The sequence below is a fragment of the Polaribacter uvawellassae genome (assembly GCF_039748955.1).
In the GTDB taxonomy this organism is placed as follows: domain Bacteria; phylum Bacteroidota; class Bacteroidia; order Flavobacteriales; family Flavobacteriaceae; genus Polaribacter; species Polaribacter uvawellassae.
This window is the reverse complement of the sequence record NZ_JBDIZN010000003.1, coordinates 258020-271255: the sequence shown is the minus strand read 5'-3', so window position 1 is coordinate 271255 and position 13236 is coordinate 258020. Positions and strand designations below refer to the sequence as shown.

At 31.1% G+C, this 13236-nt stretch carries 7 protein-coding genes; 2 read left to right on the top strand and 5 right to left on the bottom strand.

The genetic code is table 11. The annotated features are described in order from the left end of the window. Nucleotides 1-136 precede the first annotated feature (136 nt). Nucleotides 137-2587 (bottom strand): DUF5916 domain-containing protein, encoded by a 2451-nt coding sequence (locus ABDX67_RS08405; RefSeq protein WP_347174557.1) that lies wholly within the window; start codon nucleotides 2585-2587, stop codon nucleotides 137-139. Nucleotides 2588-2799: 212 nt separating this feature from the next. Beyond that, complete coding sequence (locus ABDX67_RS08400; protein ID WP_347174556.1) at nucleotides 2800-5256, bottom strand: DUF5916 domain-containing protein; 2457 nt, start codon at nucleotides 5254-5256, stop codon at nucleotides 2800-2802. 193 nt (nucleotides 5257-5449) lie between these two features. Between ABDX67_RS08400 and sucC the strand changes: the two genes are divergently transcribed. Then, nucleotides 5450-6649, top strand: coding sequence for an ADP-forming succinate--CoA ligase subunit beta (sucC, locus tag ABDX67_RS08395; protein WP_347174554.1), 1200 nt, complete (start codon nucleotides 5450-5452; stop codon nucleotides 6647-6649). A gap of 118 nt (nucleotides 6650-6767) precedes the next feature. Then, a complete protein-coding gene (locus ABDX67_RS08390; protein WP_347174552.1) occupies nucleotides 6768-7340 on the top strand; it encodes a hypothetical protein in 573 nt (190 codons plus the stop codon). A 74-nt stretch (nucleotides 7341-7414) separates the two neighbouring features. Here the strand turns inward: ABDX67_RS08390 and ABDX67_RS08385 are convergent, their stop codons facing one another. From ABDX67_RS08385 to ABDX67_RS08375, 3 genes are all read right to left on the bottom strand, one after another. Beyond that, the gene (locus ABDX67_RS08385; RefSeq protein ID WP_347174551.1) at nucleotides 7415-8122 is read right to left on the bottom strand and encodes a PA3715 family protein; all 708 of its coding nucleotides are present in this window, start codon (nucleotides 8120-8122) and stop codon (nucleotides 7415-7417) included. A 143-nt stretch (nucleotides 8123-8265) separates the two neighbouring features. Further along, nucleotides 8266-10254: an excinuclease ABC subunit UvrB gene (gene uvrB, locus ABDX67_RS08380; protein WP_347174550.1), complete on the bottom strand. Its 1989-nt coding sequence runs from the start codon at nucleotides 10252-10254 to the stop codon at nucleotides 8266-8268. A gap of 47 nt (nucleotides 10255-10301) precedes the next feature. After that, on the bottom strand, nucleotides 10302-13199 hold the full coding sequence (locus tag ABDX67_RS08375) for a T9SS type B sorting domain-containing protein (protein WP_347174549.1): 2898 nt from the start codon (nucleotides 13197-13199) through the stop codon (nucleotides 10302-10304). Nucleotides 13200-13236 lie beyond the last annotated feature (37 nt).

Here is a 13236-nt window from a genome sequence, read left to right as displayed (position 1 = left end):
TTTAATGAGTCAAAACTATTTATTGAGTCACACTAAACAAAATGCAATGTAATGAACTGTAGAACCTATGTATTGAGCTGTAAAAAAAAATCCTCAATCTAATAATTGAGGATTTTCTACTTAAGATTATTATTTGCTAAAAGATGTTCTTTATGTTATTATAATCAATATAATACACAAATTTTAATGAAAACACATGCAGAGATGGTTGGTTAAATAAGTCTTTAAGGTTATTGATGAAGTTTAATTGAGATTGATCATTAGAATTGTAAATAGAATTTCTATAGAAAGCCACTATTTGACTTCCAGGTGCAAATTCCCACAAGTAATTTAAATCAATATTCCAGCTATTAAAATTCACATCATGATTTCCTGTATAATTATGATTTGATAAAGTACCATCTCTTTTTAAACTGTAAAACTGATTGTCATATTCAACTGTAGTCCAATAATGTCTAAAGGATAATGATAAAGAAGACTTTGTACTAAAGCTATATTTACCGCTTAAACTATTTTCATGAGCCTTAGAATTTCTTTTTCCAAAAAGGATGTCATTGTTTTGGGTTCCTGTGTAACCAATGATGTTATTATTGTTATTGTAGTTGTATTTATAAATAATTGAAGTTTTATTATTAATACGATATCTTGGTCCTAATTCAAAACCAAAGCCTGTTTCTTCATTGTCAAAGACAGCTTTCTTTTGCATTTTTAAATCGAGAGCTAATTTTTTTCTTGAGTCAGTAGAAATGGATCCTTTTAGTTCTACTTCTGAGTTCCGCTTTAAATACCATCCTTCAGAAATGTCTTTTCTTGGTTCGTGATAATCACGTTGTTCTCCAATTCTTCCTTCCATTTCTAGTCCAAAAGAAAAACGTTTTTTTGTAGTGGCAGAAAAACCTAAATTTATACTATTTCCCGTATATACAGGATTGCTATATAAAAAGCTGTTAAACATTCTAAAGTTAACTCTAAAGTCGTTGAAATTTCCAACTGGTTTTAAAATTTTATAGCTTCCCATAAGATATACCGACTGGCTGTTGTTGCTTCTTTGAAATCCTATATCGTTATAATTAAACTTGTCATCTTGCATATAATAGCCGATTTCACCTTGCCAATTTCCAGAAATTTTAGAAATACCAGTATTAAAACCATAACCCGTTTCATTGAGGCCATTTTCTCTAATATTACTCACTTTTAAATGTCCATCAATTTTATATGAGTTTGGACTGTTTACTAAATCATACAAAAAACCAGTGACGTTTGCATCTCTAAATTCTCCTTCTCTAAGTACACTTGTATTAATTAAAGTTACTGAAGATCGTTTTCCGAACTGCTGATCTAAAACAAAAACATTGTAATTAGCAAATGGTTCCGTTATTTTTTTAGAATACTCATCTACAGGTCTATTTCCAACAATTGTGGTTTTTTTAATGGTCGCTTTTGTTTCATCTGTAATTGCATTGAAAAAACCAATACCTAATCCGCCTTTAGTTCTCCCAGAAATTTTAACTGCGTTAAGCATATTAACTTTGTTTGGGTTGTCAATTACCTCTTCGTTATTAGCTAAATTGTCGTATGCATTATAATATCCTACAGGTCTATTTCCAATTCTTCTAGAATAAAACATTCTCCCTTTATTAAATAATTCTGTTCCTTCTGTAAAAAAAGCTCTTTGTTCATTAAAACGCTGTTCATATGGACCAAGATTTAAAGTAACATTATCAAAAGCAGTTTGAGCAAAATCAGGAACAAGTGTTAAATCAAGCGTGAAGTTTTCTGTAATACCATATTTTAAATCTAGTCCTACACTGTGATTGTAAACTGTTTCTCCATCAAAATGAGAAACTGAAGTTGATGCGTATGGATAAAAACTTAAACGTGTTGGTGGATTAATATCTCTAATTCCTTTTAAAAGTCCATCATACTGAGTCCAAATTCCTTTTGTATTGTCGATATGATTCCAGGTGTATTGTGCGTTTTGATTAATTAATTTTCGACCAAACTGAATACCCCATGTTTGTACTTCTTGATTAGAAAAACGTAAAGCAGAGTACGGAATTTTTATTTCTAATGACCAACCATTATCTAATGTTTTTATGGCACTTTTCCAAACAGCACTCCAATTTGAATCATCTTTTCCGTCTGTTACTTTTGCATCTACCTGTGTACCTGCGGATGTAACTTCAAATAAAGTTGCATTTAAACCATCATTACTAGGGTTTAAAACTAAAGAAAAGTGATCTGCATTTCCTTTAATGTCTCTATTTGTAAATTCCATCGCCATTTTAGAAGGATTGGGATGATACATCATTGCAGCAACGTAAATAGCTTCATCGTCATACAACACCTTAACTTCTGTTTTATAGTTTGGATCTTCTTTAGCACCATTATTTGGTTCCATCATTATAAAATCTTTTGCGATTTCTAAACCTTTCCAAGCATTATCATTTAATAATCCATCAATTTTAGGAGCTTTATGATTACTTCTTTTAATATTTAGCGATTTTTTATTCTGATTAATTTGAGAGTAAAGAATGGAAGAAGTAAATAATAAAACGTAAAATATAAATTTTGAAATTTTTAGCATATTTTTTAATAGTGGTTAGTCTTCGATTGTAAAAATAGAAATGAAGCGAAGTAAAGAATCATAAATTCTTGTTAATTTCTTTTTTGTTAAACTCAAAATAGATTGATTGTAGGTAATATATTTTTATCTCTATTTAGTTTTTTTACTTTTATAAAAGTAAAATAAAAAGCCTCAATCATTAGATTGAGGCTTTTGTTTAAAGAAAATAATTCTTAAAATATGTTTTTGATATTATTATAATCTATAAAATATACAAACTTTATAGAGAAAGTATGTAAAGCAGGTTGATTGAATAATTCATCAATATTATTGATAAAACTCAATGAAGATTGATCATTGTAATTAAAAATGGAGTTTCTATAAAAGGCAGTTAACTGACTTCCAGGTGCAAATTCCCATAAATAATTCAAATCTAAATTCCAGCTATTATAATTTACATCATGATTGCCTGTGTAGTTATGATCTGCTAATGTACCATCGGCATTTAAACTATAAAATTGACTGTTGTATTTTACAGTTTGCCAATAATGTCTGAATGATAATGATAAAGAGGACTTTGTACTAAAGCTGTATTTACCCGACAAGACATTTTCATATGAATCTGAACCTCTTTTTCCAAAAATTAAATCGCCATTGTTTTCACCAGTATAACCAATATTATTATTGCTGCTGCTATATTTAAACTTATAAACTAATCCCATTTTATTACTAAAACGATACCTAGGTTCAACTTCAAAACCATATCTTGTTTCATCTGTTCCAAACACTTTTCTAACGTTTGCTCTAAGATCAAATGCAAACTGCTTTCTAAAGTCTGTTGATATATTACCATCAATATCAATTTCAGAATTTCTTGCTAAATAACGTTGTTCTGAAATAGCTCTTCTTGGTTCGTAGAAATCTTTTTGTTTGCCAACTTTTCCTTTTAAATTTAATCCAAAAGAAAAACGTTTTTTAGTATTTGCTCTAAAACCAATTCTGTAATTATTACCAGTATAGACTCCTGGATTGTATAAGAAACTATTAAATAACCTAAAATCAACTCTAAAGCTATTATAATTACCTACTGGTTGAAGAATTCTGTAACTTCCCATTAAATAGATAGATTGCTGATTGTTTCTTCTTTGAAAACCTAAATCGTTATAATCATATTTATCATCTTCAAAATTATATCCAATTTCTCCTTGCCAATTCCCTGCTATTTTAGCAATACTAGAATCAAATGCATAACCGGTTTCAGTTGCGCCATTTTCTTTTATATTACTAGTTTTTACATAACCATCTACAAAATAAGTGTTCGATTTATTTGTTAAATGATATAGTAGGCCAGTTACGTTTGCATCTCTAAAATTTCCTTCTCTTAACACATTTGTGTTGATAAAAGTTACAGAAGAGTTTTGATTGAACTGTTGATCTAATACCAATACATTATAATTTGCAAAAGGTTCAGTAACTTTCTTATAATACTCATCTACTGTCGATGTTCCTTGCGTTACAGTCCTTTTAATAGTGGCTTTGGTTTCATCAGTAATTGCGTTAAAAAATCCAATTCCTAATCCGCCTTTTGTTCTACCAGAAACCTTTAAGGCGTTTAACATATTTACTTTATCTGGATTCTCATAAACTTCTTCATTTGCTCCTAAATTATCATCCGCATCATAATAACCAACAGGTCTATTTCCAATTCTTCTTGAGTAGAATATTCTACCTTTATTAAACAATTCTGTTCCTTCTGTAAAGAATTGTCTTTGTTCGTTAAAACGTTGCTCAAACGGACCCAAGTTTAATGTAATATTATCGAAAGCAGTTTGCCCAAAATCTGGAACCAAAGTTAAGTCCAACGTAAAATTTTCTGTAAGACCATATTTTAAGTCCAACCCTAAATTATGATTGTATTCTGTTTCTCCATCAAAGTGAGAAACTGAAGTAGAAGCATAAGGATAAAAACTTAAACGGATTGGCGGATTAATATTTGTAATTCCTTTAAGAATACCATCATATTGTGTGCTTTTACCTACTTTATTGTCTACGTGATTCCAAGTATACTGTTCATTTTGATTAATTATTTTTCTTTTAAACTGAATACTCCAAGTTTGAATCTCTTCATTAGAAAAACGCAATGCAGCATATGGAATTTTCATTTCTACAGACCAACCATTATCTAAGACTTGAGTTGCACTTTTCCAAACTGCACTCCAACTTCTATCTGGTCTCCAGCTATTTTCACCTACTTTAGAATCTAATTGCGTTCCAGTAATCATAACATCAAAAGATGTTGAATTTACACCATCATTATTAGGGTTTAACAATAAAGAGAAGACATCTGCTTGCCCATCATTATCTCTACTAGTAAACTCACTAGCTATTTTAGAAGGATTAGGATCATACATCATTGCAGAAACATAAATTGCTTCATCATCATACAATACTTTCACTTCAGTTTTATAATCTGGATTTTCTTTTTTACCATTATTTGGCTCTAACATCACAAAATCTTTTGCAATTTCTACACCTTTCCAAGCATCATCATTCAGAAAACCATCAATCTTTGGTGCTTTGTTGATGCTGCGTTTTATATTTAGTACTTTTTTGGGGATTTGACTTTGAGCAAAAAGAAAAGTTGTTGTAAAAAGGGAAAATAGAAATAATAGTTTCGTGCTTTTTATCATCATTATGTGGTAATAGTTAGTTTTTAGAGGCAAAAATATTTAGGTTTTATTTTAATTATCATAAAATCATGTTAATTTCTTAATAAAATTGGGAATTTTTTAAGAGAACTATTTTCTGAGTTATTTTATAAAAATTGCTGCGGTATTCTCATTTGAATTTGTATTTTTGTGGCGTTAAAAAACATTCTTAAAAATGAATTTACACGAATATCAAGGAAAAGAAATACTAAATAGCTTTGGCGTTAAAATTCAACGCGGTATTGTAGCTAAAAATCATAAAGAAGCTGTAGACGCAGCAAAACAATTAACGGTAGAAACTGGCACAAGCTGGTACGTTGTGAAAGCACAAGTTCATGCAGGTGGACGTGGAAAAGGTGGCGGAGTTAAGTTGGCTAAAAATTTATCTGATGTAGAAGGTATTTCTAATGATATTATTGGGATGATGTTGGTTACGCCACAAACTTCTGCAGAAGGTAAAAAAGTAAACCAAGTTTTAATTTGTGAAGATGTATATTATCCTGGTGATGCTGAGCCAGAAGAATATTATATGTCTGTTTTATTAAACAGAAACACAGGTAAAAATATGATTATGTATTCTACTGAAGGTGGAATGGATATTGAAACTGTGGCAGAAGAAACACCACATTTAATTTTTACTGAAGAGATTGATCCTTTATTAGGAATCATGCCTTTTCAAGCGCGTAAAATAGCGTTTAACTTAGGATTGTCTGGTGTCGCTTTAAAAGAAATGACAAAATTTGTAACTGCTTTATATAAAGCATACATCGGTTCTGATTCTTCTATGTTTGAAATCAATCCGGTTTTAAAAACATCAGATTCTAAAATTTTAGCAGTTGATGCAAAAGTTACTTTAGATGACAATGCGTTGTTTAGACATAAAGATTATGCTTTAATGAGAGATTTACGTGAAGAAAATCCGATTGAAGTAGAAGCAAATGCTGCTGGTTTAAATTATGTAGATTTAGATGGTAATGTTGGATGTATGGTAAACGGAGCTGGTTTGGCAATGGCAACAATGGATCTAATTAAACAAGCTGGTGGAGAACCTGCAAACTTTTTAGATGTTGGTGGAACGGCAGATGCACAACGTGTAGAAACAGCTTTCGGAATTATCCTAAAAGACAAAAACGTAAAAGCAATTTTAGTAAATATTTTTGGTGGAATTGTACGTTGTGATAGAGTAGCGCAAGGAGTTGTTGATGCTTACAAAAATATGGGAGACAAAATTAATGTGCCTATTATTTGTAGATTACAAGGAACAAACGCTGTTGAAGCAAAAGAATTGATTGACAATAGCGGAATGAAAATTATTTCTGCTACAGAATTTCAAGAAGCTGCAGATAAAGTACAAGAAGTGTTAGCACAAGCTTAATTGCTTGAAAATATATTTAAGTGTTTAATAAAACGCCTCACATTTGTGAGGCGTTTTTTTGCTTCTAAACGAATGCTTTTAATTCATTTTTTTAATTTATATTGTTGAACTTATTTAAATGATACATCATGAAAAAACTATTGATTTTACTTTTATTTCCAGTAAGTGTTTTTCACAACAACCAGCTAATTCAGAAGTATTCTGGAATACGTTAAAAGAACATTGCGGAAAATCTTATGAAGGAGAAATTGTTGCCGGAGGAAAAGAAGGCGATGGTTTTGTAGGAGAGAAATTAGTGATGCATGTTCGTTCTTGTAAAGACAAAACAATTAGAGTTCCTTTTTTTGTTGGAGAAGATAAATCTAGAACATGGGTTTTTACGATGACAGATAAGAAGTTAATTCGTTTAAAACACGATCATCGACATAAAGATGGTTCTGAAGATTTAATTACACAATACGGAGGTCTAAGTCCAAATACTGGATTGGCAAATGTTCAATTTTTTCCAGCGGATCAACAAACAGCAGATTTAATTTCCTATGCTTCTCATAATGTTTGGTGGGTTACTATTGATACAACCAGCTTTACGTATAATTTACGTAGAATAGGAAGCGATAGATTCTTTTCTGTAAAATTTGACCTAACTAATGAAGTGAAAACTCCAAGCGCTCCTTGGGGAAGTGAGGATTGATTTAGGAAGGTTTTAATTAGGCTAAACTGATTTAAAGATACACTTCTTAAGTCTATTTTTAGCTTATTTCTTTGTTATAAAACGTTTTTATATTTTCCGTTTATGAACTTTAATTGTTCAACTTTGTTTGATTTTTTGATTTTTGTTTGCACTCCATTTTTTGATTCGGTTTTTATGATTGAGTCAATTACCTTTAAATTAAAAAATTTTGTTTGTGAATTTATTATAGGTTCAATAGTTTTTTTGTGTTCAACAAATTCTCCGCTATTCATTCCGTTAGTTTCGCCATTTAAACTATATATTGGATAATCTTTTAAAACTCTTATTAATTTTTCTTCTTTTCGGATAAATAATGAAAGCTCTTTTGATGAAAATGGATTTGCTCTACTATTTCCATAATAATCTATTACTATTCCGATTGTCTCAGAGTCTTTTGATATTTTATATGGTTTATAAATGATTTGAATATTATTTAATCTAACTGCATCGCTAAACCAAGATTCCTTTTCTGAAAAACGAGACTTTATTTTTCCGCTTTTATTATTCACAATTAAGATATGTCCATTTAGAATAATATATCCATTTCCTTTTTCGGCAATTTCAGGAATTAGAATAATTGATTCTGATTCTGTTATTTTTTTATTTTTAATGAATTTAGTAAAACAATTCTCCTTTTTAATTTTTAAATATTTTAAAGTGTTTTCTACCAAGTTAATTGTATTTTCTTGAGCATAAGAAATTACTGAAAAAGTTGTAAATATTATAAAAAGCAGTTTTTTCATTAAATGTTTTATAACTAGTTATATAGAGAACAAAGTTCTCGTTTATCAAATTGAATTCCTGGATAAGAGGAACTTATGTTTCTTTTTATCTAGTTGTTCTTAAAGATACTAAATACTTTTAAGAATCATTATTATTAGGAATTCTATAAATGCTTTTTCAACACTTCAATTTCATCTCTAAATTGTGCAGCAGTTAAAAAGTCTAAGGCTTTTGCTGCCAATTCCATATTTTTACGTGTTTCTCTAATGCGTTTTTCTATTTCTGGTTTTGGCAAGTATTCTAAATCGGCTTCTGCAGCTTTGTTTATGGCATTGTCATAATGAAAAGAAGAAACTGCACTTTTTGTCAACGAATTGTCTATAGCTTTGGTAATTTGTGTTGGTGTAATGTTATTTTCTGTGTTGTATTCAATTTGTTTTTGGCGTCGTCTGTTGGTTTCGTCAATGGTTTTTTGCATGCTGTTGGTCATTTTGTCTGCATACAAAATTGCCAATCCGTTTACATTTCTAGCTGCTCTACCAATGGTTTGTGTCAACGATCTATGCGAACGTAAAAAACCTTCTTTATCTGCATCTAAAATAGCCACCAAAGAAACTTCTGGTAAATCCAAACCTTCACGTAAAAGGTTTACGCCAATCAATACATCAAACAAGCCTTTACGCAAATCTTGCATAATTTCTACACGTTCTAAAGTATCCACATCAGAATGTATATAACGACAGCGAACTTGTATTCTAGTTAAGTATTTTGCCAATTCTTCAGCCATTCTTTTGGTTAATGTTGTGACCAAAGTACGCTCGTCTTTTTCTACTCTAATTTGAATTTCTTCTATCAAATCATCAATCTGATTTAAACTCGGACGCACTTCAATAACGGGATCCAACAATCCTGTCGGACGAATAACTTGCTCCACATAAACGCCTTCTGTTTTTTGCAATTCATAATCGGCAGGAGTTGCACTTACATAAATTACTTGATTCTGAATAGCTTCTAATTCTTCAAATTTTAACGGACGATTGTCCATGGCAGCTGGCAAACGAAAACCATGTTCTACCAAGTTTTCTTTTCTGCTTCTGTCTCCGCCATACATGGCGTGTGTTTGCGGAATGGTAACGTGACTTTCATCGATAATCATTAAATAATCATCCGGAAAATAATCCAACAAACAGAAAGGTCTTGTTCCTGCTTCTCGTCCGTCTAAATAGCGAGAGTAATTTTCGATTCCAGAACAATAACCCAATTCTCTTATCATTTCTAAATCGAACTCAGTGCGTTCTTTTAAGCGTTTTGCTTCTAAATGTTTGCCGATTTCTTTGAAATAATCTACTTGCTTTACCATATCTTCTTGAATCATATGGATGGCATTTTGCAACACATCTGGTGAGGTTACAAATAGATTTGCAGGATAAATGGTGAGTTCTGAATATTTTTCTAAAACTTTATTCGTTTCCATATCAAAGGATTCAATCTCTTCAATTTCATCGCCAAAAAAATGAACTCGATAACCGTTATCACCGTAAGATGGATAAATGGTAATCACATCACCTTTTACTTTAAAGGTTCCGCTTTTGATGTCAAATTCGGTTCTAGAATACAAACTGGTTACCAATTGATGTAAAAATTTTGTTCTAGAAATTTGTTGTCCAACTTCAATCGGAATGACGTTCTTTTTAAATTCAACCGGATTTCCAATTCCGTATAAACAAGAAACGGAAGCCACAACCAACACATCTCTTCGTCCAGAAAGTAGGGAAGAAGACGTGCTAATTCGTAACCGTTCTATATCATCGTTGATAGATAAATCTTTTTCGATGTATGTTCCTGTAACAGGAATGTAAGCTTCTGGTTGATAATAATCGTAGTACGAAACAAAATATTCTACAGCATTTTCTGGAAAAAACTGTTTAAATTCAGAATACAATTGTGCTGCTAAGGTTTTGTTATGCGCCAAAACTAATGTTGGTCGATTGATTTTTTCAACCACATTTGCAACGGTAAAGGTTTTTCCAGAACCAGTTACACCTAATAAAGTTTGGTATTTTTCTCCTTCAAGAACTCCTTCAGTCAATTGTTTGATGGCTTCTGGTTGATCTCCTGTTGGTTTAAATTTAGAATGTAATTGAAAATCCATAAAGACAAAAATACCAATTAAGAAACGGAATTTAAAAGAAGTTACACTTATTTTCTAAGCAAACTAAAATGTCCAGTTTCCTTTCTTACATTCCCATTGATGTCTTCTAAAACGGCATTAAACCAATAATCGTTTGATGGTAATTTACTACCGTTATAGGTTCCGTCCCAACCGTTTCCATCTTTATCGGTAATTAGCGCAACTACTTTTCCGTAGCGATCAAAAATTTCTACTCTGGCAGATTTGTAAAATGCATTGTTGGTTCCTAAAATTTTCCAAGTATCGTAAACGCCATCATTATTTGGAGAAAAATGTCGTTGGAAAAATATAAAAGACAATTTTTGACTGCTTGCGGTTCCACAACCATTAACATCACGAATATAAACGGTGTTTAAACCAGGTTTTACATCGTTAAAAGTAAATGTTAAGTTCTCTGTTCCTTTTGTGAAATCAGCTAAACTAGTGCTGTTTAAAGCATATTCATATTCTCCAATTCCAGAAACAGTTATGGTTAACATATTTGCTTCAGGATTGTCTTGATTGTCAGTCAAATCAGTAGAAATAATTAACGCTTTGTTTGATTCTAAAACTGTAAATGAATTGTATCCAGTACAAGAAGTATCATCATTTGCATCATTTATATCATTTTGATACGCTCTGTATGCTTCTACTTTATACGTTCCTTGCACATTTGCTTTGTAAATTGCGTTGGTTGCACCAGTGATTAAATTTCCGTTTAAAAACCATTGATACGTGTCTGTTGGGTTTCCGGTTGAGCCATCTAAATCAATTGTTATTTGCTGCGGATTATCAATAGGATTATTGACACATAAATACATCGGAGTTGTGTTTCCTTTTGGAATCGGACGTGTATTTACAAATATTTTAAACTGTCCAATTCCAGAACAGGCATTAGAACCTTTTGTAGAAATACGCACAAAAACATCTGAGTTGTCTGTAAATAAATCGTCTTCATAAGGCGCTATAATTTGATTTGTTTGTAAAGATGCGTCGTTTGCAGTTCTGTAATATTCAAAATCATGTGTTGCATCAGAAAAAGCGCCACCAGAATTTGCAATAATGTCAGCTGTTTTGGTATCAAAATTATAAAAAGTGTTTCCAGAGCCTTCACTATTTCTAGCTTCTGGAACATTGGCATTCAAATCAATTTCGCACAAATATAAATCTGGATATGTATTAAGAGCAGTTGCATTTGCTTTTAATTCTAATTCGCCATCTTCATAACAACCAGTAGTATCATTTGTTAATCTTACCACTAATTTATGATTTCCTGCATTTGTAGAAACTGTGTTTCTATATCCAACTTTATTGATAATTGGAGATGTAAAATTGATATCTGTAATTTCATAAAAAGTAACCGAAATTCCAGGTGTATTATTTGTCAATTCTTCTTCTTTAGATTCTAAATTAAAAGAGGTAATTCCGTCTATTGGATTTCCGTCAATATCACATTGTTCGTAAACGGGAATAGCGGCTACTGTTGGTTTCGGAACAAATAAAATTTCTACAGAACCGTTGTATTTTTTAATTCTTCCACAACCATCATTGATAATCATTTCTAAATTATAAGTTCCAGAACCATAATTAGTGTTGTCAATAGTAATTTTTCTAGTGTTTATATTTACTGTTGGATCTCCAGTTTTTGTCCATTTATAGGTTGATCCAGCAACACCGTTTAATTCAGGTTCAAAGCTAAAAGAATCACCAATACAAACTTGTTGGGTTTCAAGAGTTAAATCAACAGTTTTAGTATCGCTATCTAATATTTTTACTGGCGAAAAGAAAGATTGAATAAAAGGAGGTAAACCTTGTGTTGCTTTTCCAAAACCTAAATTGATTTTATCTTCAGTATAAATTATATTTAAAGGATCTTCTTCAGGATTTTCAATTACATCTAAAAATTGTGTTCCGTTATTGTAATTTATAGAAACCGCAGCGTAAATTTTTCCGTCTGGTCCTAATTGTAATGCTCCACGATATCCAACTTGAGAATGAATTAAGCGTTTTGAAGTTGTAATTCTTGGTTCTGTTAAATCAAACTGAAATACTTTATTATTTGTACCATCAAAAGTTGAAGTGTATAATTTTGAAGAAGATTGAGAAAATTCAACTCCATAATGTGCGCCATCAGCAGAAGCACTTGCTAAAATTGTTGTTGTGTTTTCGACAGTTCCATTAGAGGAATCAAAATTATATAAAACCAAACTTCCGTTTCCATTATTGTTGTTATTTCTATAAGTAAAATCTGCAAGCGCAATCTTTTTTCCGTCTGGCGAAACTTTTAAATAGCCTCTTCTATCTCTTAATGAATAATTAGTTGCGCTAATAACAGGATTTGCCGTGTCAACACCATTACCATCAATTTTGTATGCGTAAAACTCGTTGTTTACAGCAGATAAAATCCAAATGGTATTACAATCAGCACCTTGAACAGCAGTTACTTTTTCTGACCAATTTCCACTTTTACCATCTGATAAACTAACAGGTCCGCCAATAATTTCTCCTAATCCACCATTTTTAGAGATATCAATGGTATAATAATTAAATCCGTTTCCGTTAAAACCTTGAACCGTAAAAATATAATAAATATTTGCATTAGTAGGATTTGGAACTACTAAAGCAGATTGTGTACTCGACGGATCGCCATATAAATTTGTTGCTAAAACTCCGTTTGAATATTTCATTATTTGATGAGAACTGTCATACACAGTGGTTCCATCAGAATAAAATAGTAATTTTCCGTCTTTATCAGAAATTGTTGAGCATCCTTCAAGCGTGTTTAGTTTTCCGTCTGCTAAAGGAACTGGAGATCCAGTTGTAAAATCTAAGCCTGCATTTTGTCCAAAATACCAAAAATTTGCTTCTTTTTGTCCGTAAGTTGTTAAGGTAAATAGAAATATAAATACACTTAATATTCTTCTCATTTGACAGTTTTTTATAAGAACGTCAAATATATTTAAA